At 59.1% G+C, this 16,457-nt stretch carries 18 protein-coding genes; 15 read left to right on the forward strand and 3 right to left on the reverse strand.

Translation table 11 applies throughout. The features are described from left to right. Positions 1 to 10: 10 nt before the first annotated feature. The 14 genes from murC (at position 11) to I2H19_RS00365 (ending at position 13,039) form a co-directional block, all read left to right on the forward strand. Positions 11 to 1,429, forward strand: coding sequence for a UDP-N-acetylmuramate--L-alanine ligase (murC, locus tag I2H19_RS00300; RefSeq protein WP_195620567.1), 1,419 nt, complete (start codon positions 11 to 13; stop codon positions 1,427 to 1,429). 5 nt (positions 1,430 to 1,434) lie between these two features. Further along, positions 1,435 to 2,346: a UDP-N-acetylmuramate dehydrogenase gene (murB, locus tag I2H19_RS00305; protein WP_195620569.1), complete on the forward strand. Its 912-nt coding sequence runs from the start codon at positions 1,435 to 1,437 to the stop codon at positions 2,344 to 2,346. Between the two features lie 217 nt (positions 2,347 to 2,563). Continuing rightward, complete coding sequence (locus I2H19_RS00310) at positions 2,564 to 3,559, forward strand: cell division protein FtsQ/DivIB (RefSeq protein ID WP_229089673.1); 996 nt, start codon at positions 2,564 to 2,566, stop codon at positions 3,557 to 3,559. A gap of 199 nt (positions 3,560 to 3,758) precedes the next feature. Beyond that, positions 3,759 to 4,913, forward strand: a complete 1,155-nt coding sequence (gene ftsZ, locus I2H19_RS00315) for a cell division protein FtsZ (RefSeq protein ID WP_055251674.1) — start codon at positions 3,759 to 3,761, stop codon at positions 4,911 to 4,913. 210 nt (positions 4,914 to 5,123) lie between these two features. Beyond that, on the forward strand, positions 5,124 to 5,924 hold the full coding sequence (locus tag I2H19_RS00320) for a polyphenol oxidase family protein (RefSeq protein ID WP_195620572.1): 801 nt from the start codon (positions 5,124 to 5,126) through the stop codon (positions 5,922 to 5,924). Next, positions 5,921 to 6,757 carry a phosphate ABC transporter substrate-binding protein gene (locus I2H19_RS00325; protein ID WP_022094493.1) on the forward strand — a complete coding sequence of 279 codons (837 nt, stop codon included), beginning with the start codon at positions 5,921 to 5,923 and terminating at the stop codon, positions 6,755 to 6,757. Before I2H19_RS00320 ends, I2H19_RS00325 begins: the two co-directional genes overlap by 4 nt. A 1-nt stretch (position 6,758) precedes the next feature. Next, positions 6,759 to 7,685: a phosphate ABC transporter permease subunit PstC gene (gene pstC / locus I2H19_RS00330; RefSeq protein WP_006234251.1), complete on the forward strand. Its 927-nt coding sequence runs from the start codon at positions 6,759 to 6,761 to the stop codon at positions 7,683 to 7,685. 3 nt (positions 7,686 to 7,688) lie between these two features. After that, positions 7,689 to 8,594: a phosphate ABC transporter permease PstA gene (pstA, locus tag I2H19_RS00335; protein WP_006234250.1), complete on the forward strand. Its 906-nt coding sequence runs from the start codon at positions 7,689 to 7,691 to the stop codon at positions 8,592 to 8,594. Between the two features lie 12 nt (positions 8,595 to 8,606). Further along, positions 8,607 to 9,410, forward strand: a complete 804-nt coding sequence (gene pstB, locus I2H19_RS00340) for a phosphate ABC transporter ATP-binding protein PstB (RefSeq protein ID WP_006234249.1) — start codon at positions 8,607 to 8,609, stop codon at positions 9,408 to 9,410. A gap of 92 nt (positions 9,411 to 9,502) precedes the next feature. After that, positions 9,503 to 10,360 (forward strand): phosphate signaling complex PhoU family protein, encoded by an 858-nt coding sequence (locus I2H19_RS00345; RefSeq protein ID WP_006234247.1) that lies wholly within the window; start codon positions 9,503 to 9,505, stop codon positions 10,358 to 10,360. 119 nt (positions 10,361 to 10,479) lie between these two features. Next, positions 10,480 to 11,217 (forward strand): YggS family pyridoxal phosphate-dependent enzyme, encoded by a 738-nt coding sequence (locus tag I2H19_RS00350; protein ID WP_138112193.1) that lies wholly within the window; start codon positions 10,480 to 10,482, stop codon positions 11,215 to 11,217. A 60-nt stretch (positions 11,218 to 11,277) separates the two neighbouring features. Next, positions 11,278 to 12,000: a cell division protein SepF gene (locus tag I2H19_RS00355; RefSeq protein WP_022094497.1), complete on the forward strand. Its 723-nt coding sequence runs from the start codon at positions 11,278 to 11,280 to the stop codon at positions 11,998 to 12,000. A 57-nt stretch (positions 12,001 to 12,057) separates the two neighbouring features. Continuing rightward, entirely contained in the window at positions 12,058 to 12,303 is a 246-nt protein-coding gene (locus I2H19_RS00360) for a YggT family protein (protein WP_227790178.1), read from the forward strand. Positions 12,304 to 12,364: 61 nt separating this feature from the next. After that, on the forward strand, positions 12,365 to 13,039 hold the full coding sequence (locus tag I2H19_RS00365) for a DivIVA domain-containing protein (RefSeq protein WP_022094499.1): 675 nt from the start codon (positions 12,365 to 12,367) through the stop codon (positions 13,037 to 13,039). A 166-nt stretch (positions 13,040 to 13,205) separates the two neighbouring features. On the opposite strand, the gene I2H19_RS00370 is transcribed toward I2H19_RS00365, so the two are convergent. From I2H19_RS00370 to I2H19_RS00380, 3 genes are all read right to left on the reverse strand, one after another. Then, a complete protein-coding gene (locus I2H19_RS00370) occupies positions 13,206 to 13,736 on the reverse strand; it encodes a nitroreductase family protein (protein ID WP_195620573.1) in 531 nt (176 codons plus the stop codon). Between the two features lie 366 nt (positions 13,737 to 14,102). Then, positions 14,103 to 14,726, reverse strand: a complete 624-nt coding sequence (locus I2H19_RS00375) for a DUF47 domain-containing protein (RefSeq protein WP_138112201.1) — start codon at positions 14,724 to 14,726, stop codon at positions 14,103 to 14,105. Positions 14,727 to 14,793: 67 nt separating this feature from the next. Then, positions 14,794 to 15,843 (reverse strand): inorganic phosphate transporter, encoded by a 1,050-nt coding sequence (locus I2H19_RS00380; protein ID WP_195232063.1) that lies wholly within the window; start codon positions 15,841 to 15,843, stop codon positions 14,794 to 14,796. A gap of 250 nt (positions 15,844 to 16,093) precedes the next feature. On the opposite strand from I2H19_RS00380, the gene I2H19_RS00385 reads away from it, so the two are divergent. Further along, a complete protein-coding gene (locus I2H19_RS00385; RefSeq protein WP_195232062.1) occupies positions 16,094 to 16,432 on the forward strand; it encodes a hypothetical protein in 339 nt (112 codons plus the stop codon). Positions 16,433 to 16,457: the final 25 nt, after the last annotated feature.

Consider the following 16,457-nt stretch of genomic DNA (forward strand, 5'->3'; position numbering starts at 1 on the left):
ACACGAGCACATGGCTGATTCCCAGACTGCAACCTCCACGCCCGAGTTTAAGAGCGCCCACTTTATCGGTATCGGCGGCGCCGGCATGAGCGGCATCGCCCTCGTTCTGCACGAGCGCGGTTATGCCGTTACCGGCTCCGATCTTAAGACGTCACGCTATATCCGCCAGCTTACCCGCGCTGGTGTGAAGGTGCATGTGGGCCATGAGGCCGCCACGATCGACGAGGTCAAGCCCGACGTGGTTGTTGTCTCCACCGCTATTCCGGAGTCCAACCCTGAGCTCGTGCGCGCTCGCGAGCTGGGCATTCCCGTGTGGCCCCGTGCCAAGATGCTCTCTGCCTTGGGCCACGGCTACACTACCGTCGCTGTTGCCGGCACGCACGGCAAGACCACCACGTCTTCGATGTGCGCCACCATGCTCGACCGCATGGGTCTGGATCCGAGCTTCTTGATCGGTGGCATCGTTGAGGGCTATGACACGAACGGCAAGAACGGCTCTGGCGACTACTTTGTCGCCGAGGCCGACGAGTCCGACAGCTCCTTCCTGTTCCTGAACCCCAACGTAGTCATTGTGACCAACGTCGAGGCCGACCACCTCGATCACTACTCGGGTATCGAGGAGATCGAGGCGACTTTCGCCAAATTCATGAGCCTGGTGGGCGAGGACGGCACTGTCATCGTCTGCGGCGAGGACCCGCATCTGGTCGAGCTCGCCAAGTCGACGGGCCGTCACGTGCTTTCCTACGGCTTTGCCGAGAGCAACGACATCGTCTGCATGCACCCGGATGTTAAGGGCATCCAGAGTGACTTTATCGTTCGCTTTGAGGACGGCACTGAGCATGCTGTGGAGATCAAGAGCAATCCCGGTCGCCACAACATGCTCAACGCCACGGCGGTGCTCACCGTCGCACATGTCCTGGGCCTTGACATTGACGCCGCCGCCAAGGCGCTCTCGAGCTTTGAGGGCGTCCGCCGTCGCTTTACCCACGTGGGCGATATCGATGGCATCACCGTAGTCGATGATTACGGCCATCACCCCACCGAGATCAAGGCGACGCTTGCCGCCGCTTCGTCGCTGGGCTACAAGCACGTCGACGTCGTGTTCCAGCCGCACCGCTATTCGCGCCTGCAGGCCCTGTGCGACGACTTTGCCGATGCATTTGCCAATGCCGATAAACTGCTGCTGATTGATGTGTTCTCGGCTGGCGAGATGCCCATTCCGGGCGTCACCTCTAAGATGCTCGCCGATACCGTGCGTGCCAAGCACCCTGGCAAGGAGGTCGTCTACTGTTCCAGCCGCCTTGAGCTCAACAAGGAACTCGAGCAGCTGGTGGGCGAGGGCGACTTGCTGCTTACCATGGGCGCCGGCGACGTTACGACGGTCGGCCCCGAGTTTATCGAGTACCTGACCTCCAAGAAGGATGCTTAACCCCTATGGGTCTGTTTAACGCCGTCATGGCGCTTTCGGGCATGATCGACACGGATGTGATTGAGGACGAGCGCCTTGCCCGCCATACGAGCTATCGCATCGGCGGCAAGGCGGACCTCTTTGTCACGTGCCATAGCTACCATGCTCTCCGCCGCGCCGTGGCGGTGCTCGATCGCGAGCAGGTGCCGTGGGTCATCATCGGCAAGGGCTCCAATCTGCTGGTTGCCGATGGCGGTTATCGCGGCGCCGTCATTTCGCTCGGACGTGAGTTTCAGCGCACGGTTGTTGCCGATGACGGTTGTACGCTGACGGTCGGTGCGGGCGTGATGTTTGCGCGCCTGGTCAACGATGCCCTGTCGCGTAGCCTCTCGGGCCTTGAGTTTGCCGTTGGCATCCCTGGTTCGGTTGGCGGTGCGATATCTATGAATGCCGGCACACGGACCGAGTGGATTGGCTCGCTGGTTGAGGATGTCGTAACGTTTGACCCGGCATCCGGTATCAAACATTATGCGGGGTCCGAGATCACTTGGGGCTACCGCGAATGTAGCCTTCCCCGCAATGAGATCATCCTCGAGTGCGTGCTCAAGCTTAAACTGGCGCCCAAGGCCGACATTCGCGAGCGCATGGAGCGGTACCTGACGAGGCGCAAGCGTACACAGCCCATGGGTCGCGCATCCTGCGGGTCGGTCTTTCGCAACCCGCCCGATGCGAGCGTGGGCAAGCTTATCGAGGATTGTGGATTAAAGGGTTTTTCGATTGGCGGCGCGGAAGTTTCGCCCGTTCACGCTAATTTTATCGTTAATAACGGAACTGCCTCGGCCGATGACGTTGCCGCGGTTATCAGACATGTGCACGGAAAGGTGAGGGAGGCGTATGGCATCGAGCTCAGACCGGAAGTTAAATTCCTCGGCTTCTAGAGCATCGAAACCCACCTTCCGCCGCGCCGGAGGGCGTTCCGGCGCGCCTGCCAAACCTCAACGCAATACCGTCGCGCACTCTAAGTCTGTCGGGCATGCTCGACAGACCAGTCGTCCGGTCGTCGGCTCGCAGCTCGGTAATCGTCCGGCCGCAAAAAAGTCCTCGCGTCCCTCGGTGACGTCAAAGCCTGTTATGGGCGCCAAGCCTGCCCGTCCCATGGCAACTCCTAAGCCACCGACGGGAACTAAAACGCTGCGTCCGGGTCGCACGCTGGGCGCATCGAAACCGCGCTCGCTGACATCGGTGCCGGCTACCGCCAAGAAGCCTTCGGGTAAAAAAGGCGTCAACCCGTTGTCTTCACTTGGGGCGATGGCAAATAAAACATCAGACGCCGCTTCTGTCGTTACAGGCAAAGGCAAAATCGTGGGCGGCGTTCTGGCCGTCTTGGCCGTGCTCGTCGTCGTTGCCATCGTGGTGATTAACTCTGGATTGTTTACCGCCACTGATATTCAGATTCAAGGCAGCGAGCATGTGACGAAGCACGATGCTATCCAGCTGATCGATTTGCCCGAGGGAACGTCGCTTTTTAACGTCGATCCCGACCAGATTACCGAGGACCTCAAGCAGAACCCGTGGGTCTCGGGCGTGGATGTTCAGCGTCAGTTCCCGCATACGCTCATCATTACGCCTATGGAGCGCAAGGTCATCGCAATTGCCTATATCAGCTCCGATGACCTAGCCTGGGCCATCGGGGATGATGACACCTGGATCGCCCCGCTGTCGACGTCGGTCGAAGTGGACGACCAGGGCAACGTCATCGCGACAGGGCAGGGCTCAAATACCCTGACCGGCATCGATGCCGCACTGGCGCTCGCTAAGCACTATGGCGCGGTGTTGCTGACTGATGTCTCGGCGGATGTCGCTCCAGTTTCCGGCCAGGCGGTGAGCTCCAAGGCCGTTAAGGCCGGCCTGGATTATGTGCGTGGTTTTTCGAGCGAGTTCTTGGGACAAGTCAAGGATATTTCCACGCCTTCGGTCGAAGCCATCTCGGCAAACCTCAATAACGGCATTGAGGTGTCGCTGGGCGATTCGGACGATATCGCCAAGAAGGAACGCGTAGTCACCAAGTTGCTTTCGCAGGTAGAGGGCGTAACGTATATCAATGTGCGCTCTCCGGGCAACTACACATTTAGGAATGCTCCGACCTCATAGCGCTGGTTGATGCTTTGTTGAGGGGCCATACCACGCCGTTTATCTGGTTTGTTTGGTTTTCACGGTCAATTATTTGACTGATACGTTCATAATGTGCAACCATAATACGGTTTACCTTTGCATTTACTTTCAACCTGAAGGTTAATGTGCGCAGGGGTCGACCCATGCTATGGCTATAACCTTTGTTCGGAGGACCGACATGCACGAGACAGAGATCAACAACTACCTTGCCGTCATTAAGGTGGTCGGCGTCGGCGGCGGCGGTACCAACGCGGTCAATCGAATGATCGAAGAGGGCATCCGCGGCGTCGAGTTTGTTGCCATCAACACCGATGCTCAGGCACTCGCGATCTCTGATGCCGATATCAAGGTGCACATCGGCACCGACCTTACCCGCGGCCTGGGCGCCGGCGCCAACCCCGAGGTTGGCCGCAAGGCTGCCGATGAGTCCCGCGACGACATTGCCGAGGCGCTCGCTGGCGCCGACATGGTGTTCATCACCTGCGGCGAGGGCGGTGGCACCGGTACCGGCGCTGCTCCCATCGTTGCCGATATAGCGATGAACGAGGTCGGTGCGCTGACCGTCGCCGTCGTGACCAAGCCCTTCACCTTCGAGGGCCGCAAGCGCAAGAAGAGCGCCGAGGAGGGCATTAAGACCCTCTCCGATTGCGTCGACACCATGATCGTCATCCCTAACGATAAGCTGCTCGACATCGCCGAGAAGAAGACCACCATGCTCGAGGCCTTCGCGATTGCCGATGGCGTCCTTTCCCAGGGCACCCAGGGCATCACCGACCTCATCACCGTCCCCGGTATCATCAACCTGGACTTCGCCGATGTTAAGACCATCATGAAGCAGGCCGGTACCGCCATGATGGGTATCGGTACCTCTTCTGGGGATACCCGTGCCGTCGATGCTGCCCAGCAGGCCATCTCCAGCCCGCTGCTCGAGAGCTCCATCGATGGTGCCACGCGCGTGCTGCTCTCCATCGCCGGTTCCAAGGACCTGGGCATCCAGGAGATCAGCGACGCCGCCGACGTTGTCGCCAACGCCGTCGACCCCGAGGCCAACATCATCTTCGGTACCGTTGTCGACGAGTCCCTGGGCGATCAGGTGCGTATCACCGTCATCGCTACGGGCTTCTCCGACTCCAACGTCAACCGTCAGGACGAGCTCTTTGCTGCTCAGCAGTCTCAGAGCAAGGCCGCTGCCTCCGCTGAGCCGCAGCGCACCGCTCCGGCTGCCAGCCCGGCTCAGGCCGCTCCGACCCGCAACGTCGGTGGTACCGAGCTGCCCAACTTTGGCAACGACCAGTTCGAGCTTCCCGACTTCCTGAAGCGCGGTAGCTTCTAGTTCGTTTTTCTCAACGACCTGCACGGGGTGTGTCCATTTGGATGCACCCCGTTTTGTTTCTCGTTTGTAAACGAAAGCCTCCAATCTCCTTACGTTCCCTTTACGTTTGGTCCCTACCGCTGCGGGTATCCTTTTAAGGAAGTATGACAGCCGTATAAACGCGGACTGCGCGGCGACGCCGCGGTACTTGTGTTATTAGGAGGCTTTAGTATGGCAGCACGTGCGGACAACGTTTCGCGTGTCGACCATGATGGAGTTACGTTGGTGGAGGGCGCGACATCCGATGTCCGCTTTGCCTTTACCGAGCGCACCGGTGGCGTTTCTGAAGATGCGTACTCCTCGCTCAACCTGGGCTCGCATGTAGGCGATGACCCCTTTGCTGTTCAAGAAAATCGTCGTCGAGCGCTCGAAGCTATGGGCGCCACTGAGTGCGAGCATAATCTGCTCGTGCCCAATCAGGTCCATGGTGACCATATCGTTACGGTGACTTCGAACGGCGCCGACGATCTTGAGGCTGTTCGCGAGCAGATTGCCGAGGGCTGCGATGCCATCGTCTGTACGGCCCATGACGTGCCCGTGCTGCTCTGCTTTGCCGACTGCGTTCCCGTGGTGCTGGTGGCCCCCGGCGGATTTGCCGTGGTGCACTCCGGTTGGAAGGGCACGATTGCACGTATTTCCGCCAAGGCGTGCCAGGCGCTTTGCGATGCTGCCGGTTGCGATGCGAGCGACGTTTCCGCCTATATCGGCCCCCATATCTTGGGTGACGAATATGAGGTATCCCAGGAACTCATGGATCGCTTTGCCGCCGAGTTCTCTTGCATCGATGCGAATACCTCTCGCATGCTTGATCTTTCCGCTGCCATTCGCGAGGCGCTGGTAGATGTCGGTGTCGACGCGGATAATATCGTGGATACCCAGCTTTCGACCGTGCGTCAGAACGACCGCTTTTATTCCTACCGTAACGAGGACGGCACCTGTGGGCGCCATGCTGCGATCGGCGTGATGCTATGAGAAAGATCGTATCGGTTCTGAGCGCCGCTGTGCTTACGCTTACGCTGTGCGCCTGTTCTTCGGGATCTTCGACCTCTTCCATTACCGTGGCCGGCTCCACGACCTGCCTTCCTATCGCCGAGATTGCGGCCGAGGGCTTTAAGGAGGAGACCGGCATCGACGTGCTCGTTTCCGGTTTGGGTTCTTCCGCTGGGATCGAGGCCGTCAGCGCCGGCACGGCCGATATCGCCAGCTCCTCCCGTGGACTCAATGCCGACGAACAGGATCTGGGCCTGACTCCCATCGTCATTGCCCACGACGGTATTGCGGTCATCGTGAACGACGACAACCCCGTCGATAACCTCTCGACCGAGCAGCTCCGCGATATCTACGCCGGCAAGATTACCAATTGGAAAGAGGTCGGTGGCGAGGACCTGAGGATTCAGGTCATCAACCGAGACGAGGCGTCCGGTACGCGCGAGGCCTTCCGTACCATCGTGATGGATGGCACGCCGTTCGATCGCCGCTCGGCTGTTCTTTCGGGTACGGGCCAGGTGCGCGACGTGGTATCTCGTTCGCGTGGGGCCATCGGCTACATTTCGCTGGGCTTCGTCGATAGCCTCAACGCCAAGACCTCGGTCAAGGCCGTCTCGGTCAATCATGTTGAGGCGTCCGAGAAGACGGTCGCGAGTGGCGGCTATCCCATCTCGCGCGACCTTTACTTCTTTGTGAAGGGTGTGCCTTCGCAGCAGGCGCAGGATTACATCGACTATGTGACGTCCGAAAAGATGGACAAGCAGATTCGCGAGGCGGGCTTTATTCCCGTCACCAACGACGAGAAGGGGAGTGAGTAGCATGGAAGCACAGGAAAACTCCCAGACTGAGCAGAATGTTCAGACGCCCAAGAAGCGCGAGCTGGCGCTCGTATCGCGCAGTACCTATATCAAGGAGAAGGCGCTGCAGTGGATCTTCTTTGCCTGCGCGTTCTTGGCGGTCGTTACCGTCATCCTGATTTTTGTCTTTACCACGTACTCGGCGCTGCCCGTCTTTACTGACATCGGTCTGGCTGACTTCTTTAGCTTTACGTGGGCGCCTTCCGAGGGCCACTACGGCATCTTGTCGCTGCTTGCCGGCTCGGGTCTGGTGACCGTCGGTGCGCTCGCCATGGGCGTGCCGCTAGGTGTGGGCACGGCCGTGTACCTGGTCGAGATTGCCAGCAAGCGCGTGCGCAAGCTCATCAGCCCCGCCGTTGACCTGCTGGCGGGCATACCCTCCATCATCTACGGCTTCTTTGGCATGATCATCATCCGCCCGTTTATCGCACAACTGACCGGCGGCCTTGGTTTTGGTGCGCTGACGGCGTGGTTTGTGCTCGCCATCATGATCGTCCCTACCATCACCACGCTCACCATCGATGCTCTCAATTCCATTCCCATGGGCATTCGCGAGGCATCGTATGCCATGGGCGCCACAAAGTGGCAGACCATCTATAAGGTCGTGCTACCTGCCGCGAAGCTGGGTATCGTTGATGCCATCGTGCTGGGTATGGGCCGTGCCATCGGCGAGACCATGGCCGTGCTCATGGTCGTAGGTAACGCCCCGGTTATTCCCGACAGCATTGCGAGCCCCATCTCGACGCTCACGAGCCAGATTGCGCTCGACATGAGCTATTCCTCGGGTCTGCACCGCTCGGCGCTGTTCGGCATGGGTGTGGTCCTGTTTATCATCTCCGCCACGCTGGTGGGTATCGTCCGTCTGATTTCCAAGAAGAAGAGGGGGTAGGCTATGTCCGATTCCGTTGACACGACGGTCGATACGACCTCGTCGCGCGAGCGCATCAAGCGTGCCCTTTCCCACGGCAAGAAGGGCCGCATCAACAAGGACCTGTCCAACAAGATCATGCTTGGCGTGTTTCGTGCCGCTGCCTACATCACCACGCTGGTGCTGGTCGCTATCATCGCCTACGTGGTCATCAACGGCCTGCCACACATCTCGCTCGACTTTATCTTCGGTTGGCCCCAGGGCGTCAACGCCGAGGGCGGAATTTGGCCCACGATCGTCTCGACCGTCTACGTGACGGCGCTCGCCATGCTTATCTGCACGCCGATCGCTGTGCTGGCAGCCGTCTATCTGGCCGAGTACGCCAAGCAGGGCAAGGTCGTCGAGCTCATTCGCTACGCTGCTGACGCTTTGGCCTCGGTGCCCTCCATCGTTATGGGCCTGTTTGGCTACGCCTTGTTTGTCGAGGCTATGGGCCTGGGCCTTTCGATGGTCTCGGCCGCTCTGGCGCTCGCGCTCTTGATGCTTCCCATCGTCATGCGCACCACCGAAGAAGCCATTCGCGCCGTTCCGCGCTATATCCGTTGGGGCGCGTACGGCCTGGGCGCTACCAAGTGGCAGGTCGTCTCCAAGATCGTGCTTCCTTCGGCCTTTGGCCGCATTGCCACGGGCATCGTCCTTGCCATCGGCCGTGCCATCGGCGAGACCGCCGTGGTGCTCTACACCATGGGCCAGGCCATCAATCTACCTATTTCGCCGCTCGATTCCGGTCGTCCCATGACCGTTCACCTGTACCTGCTTGCCAACGACGGCATCAACATGAACGCAGCCTACGGCACCGCGCTCTTGCTGATGGTGATCATTTTGGCCTTCAACCTGTTTGCGCGCTTCCTGTCGCGCAAGCGTCGCTAGTTAAGGAGTCCCATGTCCGTTTATCAGTCCGCTCCCGCGTTGGAGCAAGCGGCCATTACGGCCAAGGATTTCAACTTTTGGTACGGTGACTTTCATGCGCTGACGGGGCTTGACCTCAACATCGCCAAAAACGCCATCACCTCCTTCATTGGCCCTTCGGGCTGCGGCAAGTCGACGTTTTTGCGCTGCATCAACCGCATGAATGACCTGATTGAGGGCACGCGCGTCGAGGGCACCATGACGCTCGACGGCAACGATATCTATGCCGAGGGTGTCGATCCGGTCGATCTCCGTCGTCGCGTGGGCATGATCTTTCAGCAGCCCAACCCGTTTCCCAAATCCATCTACGAGAATGTCGCCTTTGGCCCTCGTCTGCAGGGCGTGACTAGCAAAAGCGACCTCGATGACATCGTGGAAGAATCGCTCAAGCGCGCCAACCTCTGGAAAGAGGTATCCAATCAGCTCAACAAGGATGGTTTGGCGCTCTCGGGCGGTCAGCAGCAGCGTCTGTGCATCGCGCGCGTGCTTGCGGTGCAACCCGATGTCCTCCTGATGGACGAGCCCTGCTCCGCCATCGACCCCACTTCCGTCTCTAAGGTCGAGGATCTGATGGCCGAGCTGGCGCCCGAGATGACGATCATCATCGTCACGCATTCAATGCAGCAGGCAGCTCGTATCAGTGACTACACCGCGTTCTTCTTGCAGGAAGTTGCCGGCGAGCCCGCTACGCTCATCGAGTATGGTCAAACCGACGCGATCTTCACCAGCCCGGTGGACTCGCGGACGGAAGACTATATCACCGGCCGCTTTGGCTGATCGGTGCGACTAGTCCCAAGCCGATCGGATCTGGTCCGGTGCGTATTCACTGTGCGGGCGGCATGACCGCACCCAACTGATTGGAGTGAACCATGCGCAAACTGTTTTCCCGTCAGCTCATCGAGGCCCGTCACGAGATGCTGAGCATCTACGAGGCCGTCGATCTGGCCCTCCACGATGCCGTGAAGGCCTATGTGACCGACGACCGCAAGCTCGCCACCAAGACCAAGAAGCGTACGCTTTCGATTGACGCACGCTGCGCCAACCTGGAGGCCGTCTGCTACAACCTGATTGCCACGCAGTCACCGGTCGCCTCCGACTTCCGCTTGCTGCAGACGATCATCTACGTCGACTTTAACCTGCAGCGCATGACCGATAAGGTTCGCCAGATTTGCCGCGCCACGCGTCATATGATCAAGGCCGACATCTCGCTGCCCAAGGAGCTTGTCGGCACGGTCGAGGCCGAGGCTGAGGCCGTCTACCAGGTGCTGGGCTCTTCGCTTTCTGCGCTCGTCACCAACGACATGTCCATCATCTGCAACTTGGCCGTCGAGGACGAGCCAGTGCACGCCGCCTACGAGAAGTTCTTCCGCACCTTTAACCGCATGGACACGGGCGATTTTATGGACGACGACAGCAACTATGACGACCTGCGCCGCGCCATCATGGTATCGCGCTATCTCGATCGCATCGCCTCGATTTCCATCGATGCCGCCTGCCGTCTGACCTTCCTGTTGACCGGACAGCGTATGACTGCCGGTGATATCGCCTGCACTGATGAGGATGAGCTCGAGAGCATGCGCGTGCCTTCGGGCGAGGGTGTTATCATGAGGCCCGCCGTCGATGCACGCTACGTTGCCAAGGTGCCCGTTAACGAGGTCAGCGAGGGTCTTCGCTACCTGCTCGATCATCTTGAGGATGAGGACGATGGCGAGGACGACGAGGAGTAAGTAACCCCGTTCGTCGAAAGATTGTAAATACCTAAGTGAGCGCGGCCTTGCACATGCGGGGCCGCGCTCTTGCGTTAGCATGGGACTACTTGTTTGGCTGTCAGCGGAGGCGATTGGCAATGGATAACTATTTGGACTTGATGCGCGCTCGCCGCGAGCAGATTCTGGAACGTTTTTATGCGGCGCTCGATCGCGCGGGCCGTCCCCACGACGCCGCGCGCCTCATTGCCGTGTCCAAGACCGTTGGTGTCGATGAGACCGTTGCCGCCATCCAGGCGGGGTATCGCCATTTTGCCGAGAATCGCCCGCAGGAGCTGGTTCGCAAGCTCACAGGTTTGGCGGAGCATCCGGAGCTGCCCGAGGTGCGCTTCGATATGATCGGCAACCTGCAGACCAATAAGATCAATGCGGTGCTGGGCTCAGCCGAGCTGATTCACTCGGTGGGTTCGCTGCATCTGGCGCAGGCGATCTCGAGCCGTGCTGCCCGCAAGATTGAGGCAGGCGAACTCGCCGGCCCCCAGCGTGTGCTCATTGAGGTCAATGTGAGTGGTGAGGAGTCGAAGGGAGGCTTTTCGCCCGATGAGATTCGCGCCGCCGCGGGTGAGCTTGCGGAACTTGAGGGAATTTGCGTACAGGGGCTTATGACTATGGCGCCCCGGGGGAATAAGGATGTGGCACGCCGCACCTTTGCGGGGCTTCGTGAGCTGAGGGATGAGCTGGAGGCGGCGCATCCCGATTTGAACCTGCCTGAGCTTTCCTGCGGCATGAGCGAAGACTTTGAGCCTGCCCTTGAGGAGGGCTCTACGCTCGTTCGCCTGGGCAGGGTAGTATTTAGCCCGGAGTTTGCAGTAAAATAAGGCTCTGAAGTGCGCACTGATTATCGGGGCGCCTGCACTAAACCGCGAGAGGACACAACCATGGGCTTCCTTGACGAGATTAAAAATAAGATGCACCTGGGCGGCCAGCAGGGTTACGACCAGGGTTATGGCCAGGACGACGACTACGGCTACGATGATGGCTATGACGATGGCTATCAGGGCAACGGCTACAGCGGTGCTTCGGGCGAGGGCTTCTACACCCAAGACGAGCCGAGCAACGGCCTGCTTGGTCAGACGCGCCGTGGTGAAGCTGAGTCGGTTGCCGTGTATACACGCTCCGGGCAGCTGGTCGGCGATGACTCCCGCCATGCCACAACGTATAACCCGCCTTCGCGCTCGCAGGACAGTGTTGCGAGCGGTTATCGTCCTGGTGCCTATGACACGCCGTCGAGCTACGCCGAGAACACCCGCGCCCGTGCCGCCGCTGCGCCTGCGCCTGCACCGAGCGATGCCTCGGCCTATGCGAGCAATATCATCAACGCCACACCGCAGCTGCCGGCCTATGTCCTGCGCCCCGAGAGCTATGACGACGTGGAGACCGTGGTGCGCCGCGTTCGCACCAAGCAGCCTGTCGCACTGATTTTTGTGGGCGTACGCACCGAAGTTGCCAAGCGCGTCTTGGACTTCTCTTACGGCTTTGCCTGCGGTCTGGGTGCCACGGTCAAGGAGGTGGGCGACCGCGTGTTCATGGTGCTGCCCGCCGGTTGCGAGGTCAAAGATTCCGATCTCAAGAAGCTTCGTGCCGACGGCTACCTTAAGTAAAGACAAGACGAGGAGATTCCCATCAACATCTACACTATCGTCCAGCTGGTCAATACGCTGTTCAACTTCTATTCCACGCTCATTGTCGTCTACTGCTTTATGACGTGGATTCCCATGAAGCAGGGTGGTTTGCTTCAGGATATTGCCGCGGTGCTTGATAGCGTGTGCGGTCCGTGGCTCAACCTGTTCCGTCGTTTCATCCCGCCGATGGGCGGTATCGATTTTTCGCCGGTCGTTGCGATTATTGCGTTGCAGTTGGTGCAGAGGCTGGTTCTGCAGCTTCTTATAGGTATACTCGTGTAGAACTGTCTTAGTAACTTACGTCGGGCGTGTAGCGCCGAGGCGATGAAAAAGGAGACTTGTTATGGCTATTACCCCTGCAGACATCCAGGCTCAGACTTTCTCTGAGGCCAAGCGTGGCTACGATCCTGCTGAGGTCGACGTCTTCTTGGAGACGCTGTCCTCTGAGGTTGACGCTATGCTCGCTAAGATCGTCGACCTTAAGGGTCGTCTGACTGCTACCGAGCAGCAGCTTGCCGATGCGCAGGCTCAGCTTGCCCAGGCTCAGGATGCCCCCGCCCAGGCCGTTCCTGCCGCCCCCGTGGCTGCTCCCGCCCCTGACTTCTCCGCTCAGGAGCGCCAGATTTCCGCTGCCCTGATCGCTGCCCAGCAGACCGCTGAGACCATCGTCAACGATGCCAATGAGAACGCTGAGCGTATTCGCAACGAGGCTGACGCCAAGGCCCGCGAGGTTATCCGCCAGGCTCTGACCGAAAAGCAGGCTGAGCTCGAGGAGATCGATCGTCTCAAGGCTTCTCGTGAGGAGTTCAAGGCCGAGTATCTCAAGCTCATCCAGCACTTCATGGACGATGCCCAGAACTCCTTCCCGGCCGACCTCATGGCCTCCACGCCGGTCGGTTCTGCCGCTTCTCCTGCGGTGACTGTTCCCGCCGAGCCGCTGCCCGTCGCTGACCCGGTTGTCCCCGTGGCCGATCCCTTCGCCCCGATCGACAACTTCGCTGCCGACGACCTGGACTAACATTCGGCCTACAATTTAGTGCCTAGAAAGGACCCGCAGCTTGCGGGTCCTTTTTTATGACTGTACCGGGGCGCGCAACATAAAAAACCGAGCCCTGCACATAGTGGCGCAGAACTCGGCGAACCGGTGAGCGGTCAAGGATAGGTTTTAGGGCATGTCCCAAAATCTACTTGAGGAGGAAGTCGGAGAGGGGAATGGTACGGGCCTCGCGATGCTCGGAATCGGCGATGTGGTCGGCAGGATATCCGCAGACGAGCATGTGATAGGGATAGACGCCCTCGGGCAGGTTGAACTGCTCGCAGGCAAGCTCGGGCTTAAAATGGCACACCCAGCACGTTCCCAGGCCCTGCTCCTCGGCCTCCATCATCATCTGATCGCAAACAATCGAGGTGTCGATAGCGCTGGAGTTCATCTGGTCATAGGGGCGGACCCAAGCGTCGTCGGTAACGCTGCAAATAAGGAAGATGAGCGGAGCGCCAAAGATGGACCCATCACGAGCAAACCGAGGCTGACAAGCAGCTGCCTTCTCCAGAAGCTCAGGCGTATCCAACACCATCACACGGGTTGGATGGTTATTACAAGCAGAAGGAGCAATGCGCCCAGCCTCAACAATGGCATCCACCACAGCCTGCTCAACAGCCCGAGCCTCAAATTCACGACAAGAATACCGACCCCGAGCCAGATCCAAATAAGACATACAAGCCCTCCAACAATTTAATAACGAAATAAAAGACAACCAAAGGGTACCCAGAGCAACATTCAGCCAAACGCTCAGCGCTGCCCAAAGTCATGACTGATGCCAAAGACGCTTTCAACCAAAGCCACCATGCATTCCGCCTATTAGCCCAGGTTCCCAATGGTGATACGTAAGGCGAAGGCCCGACACCTATTTACTTTCGAACGACTCTGCCACGCAGCCGGAGTGAGAAAGCAAATAGGTGCCGGGCCTTCGCCGGTGGGACGCGTACCACTAATTAACCGCTTTTGAACGACTCTGCTTGCAGCCGGAGTGAAAAAGGTTATCAGTGGTCGGGCCCGCGACCGCCGGGACATGTACCCCCAATTAACTGTTCTTCATGACAATCGAATCCACGACATCGGCCACATTCTCGCAGCAGTCAGCGCAGTACTCCAGGAAGGCGTAGACGTCACGCCAGGCGATGACCTCGAGCGGGTCCTTGCCGTTAACGTGCAGGTTGCGCATGGCGTTGATATAGAGCTCGTCGGCTTCGGACTCGATGGTGTTGATCTGGATGACGAGTTCGCGCAGGGTCTTGGACTTGCGGTAGTTGGGCAGCTCGACCATCAGGTCTTTCATGGCGCGGCAGGCGTCAGTCACCTTGTGGGCGATGACGATGGCGTCGGGATGGATGCTCTGGATGTTGGTGAAGTAGACGCGCTGCACGACGCCCTCGATGCGGTCGAGCACGGTGTCGAGCGCGCAGCTCATCAGGTCCAGGTCCTCGCGCTCGAGCGGGGTGATAAAGGCGGTGAGCAGGGCGTCTTCGAGCTCGTGGTGCTTCTTGTCTGCCGCATGCTCAATCGCATGCATCTTATTGAGCATGTCGTGAATCTGCGCGGGATCGAAGTTCTCGAAAATCTTGGTGAGCAGCTCTGCGGCCTGGACGGCGAGGTCGGCGCAGGCAACGTAGTTGTCAAAGTAGAACGAATCGGGTTTCTTTGCCATGGGTGGGTCCTTTCGAGGCGAAGACGGGTGGGCGAAGTGTTGCGGTCCGGATGGACGTTCGGTTTGATTAGAGGAACATCATGAACAGCTTGGCCATGACAAAGCTGATGAGTCCGCAGGCGGGGAAGGTGAAGAACCAGGTGAACATCATGTCCTTGACCACGCCGAAGTTGATGGCCGAAAGGCGCTTGACGGCACCGACGCCCATGATGGCGCAGGTTTTGATGTGCGTGGAGGACACGGGGATGCCGGTAAGGGTGGCAAGCAGCAAGTTCGCGGCGCCTGCGAGGTCGGCAGAGAAGCCCTGATACTTCTCGAGCTTGACCATGCTCTGGCCGACGGACTTGATGATGCGCTCGCCGCCCACGCTGGTGCCGATACCCATAGTGGCCGAGCACAGCAGCATAATCCAGATGGGGATGCCGGCATCGCCGATGCTCGTCTGGCCGTTGGCGAAGGCCACGCCTAAAAAGAGCACGCCGATGAACTTCTGTCCATCCTGCGCGCCGTGCATAAAGCTCATGGCCGCGGCGCTCGCGATCTGAGCGTATTTAAAGAAGACATTGGCACGTCGCCTGTTGGCGGCGGCGAAAAGAATCGAGACGAGCTTGCACAGGACCCAGCCCATAACAAAGCCCAGGCCGATGGAGAGCGCCAGGCCGTAGATGACCTTCATCCACTCGTGGACGTTGACGCTGCTCGCGCCGCCGAGGGCGATGGCGGCACCGGTCAGGCCGGCGATAAGGCTGTGGCTTTGCGAGGTGGGGATGCCAAAACGCGACGCTGTGGCGCCGTAGACGACGATGGAGAACAGCGCCGCGCACAGGCAGGCGAGCGCCATGGTGCTGTTTCCGCCAAAGTCGACGATATGTGAGATGGTGTTGGCGACGCTCGCGTTAAAGTGCGTCATGATGAGCACGCCGAGGAAGTTGAATGCGGCGCTCATGAGAATGGCGGCGCGGGCGGGCATGCAACGCGTAGTGACGCAGGTCGCGATGGCGTTGGGCGCGTCGGTCCATCCATTGACGAAGATGGCGCCCAACGCGAGGATCACGGTGACGGCAAGGACTGGGTTCGACACAATTTGGCCGAGGAAGGTTGAGAACGTTACGTCCATATATGGGCTTTCTCGAAGTTTGCAGGCACGTTACAAAAACATGATAAATCGTATCACCTCCTGCGGGTTTCTTTACCGAGTTCTGATGGGAGAAGTGAACTTTTTGGCACTAAAATTGAATATTAGCCCTGTTGACCGCGGGTGTTCTTTTTGCTAACACGCCATGCGGACACGTGCGATTACTACGACACTCCAAAACCACAGTCTGTTCGCTTTACAACATGCAAACATGCGTTCGATAATAGGAGGCATGGAATATCGACAGACAGACGGCAAAACTCGGCGCGTACACAAGCAGTATGTGGACGTCGTGGCTCGCATCCTCGCGGGCGGACAAGTCGTGCCAGTCGCCGTCTGCTGGGTCGACGGACGTTGTTTTACAATCGATGAAATTATCTCGACCACCGGGTTTGGCCTGACGGTCCACGGCATCCGTACGGCGACCTATAAGGTGCGTTTTGGCGGGCACGCGACCGAGTTGTATCTGGAGGACCAGACGCGCGAGCGGGCGGACGGCTCGCAGGCACACGTGATGCGTTGGTGGGTCTGGGCCTTTGATCGTACGCTCGAGGGCGAGCGCCGTGGGTAAGGACGTACGGCATTCGGGTACAATG

The organism is Collinsella aerofaciens (genome assembly GCF_015560135.1).
GTDB lineage: Bacteria > Actinomycetota > Coriobacteriia > Coriobacteriales > Coriobacteriaceae > Collinsella > Collinsella aerofaciens_AN.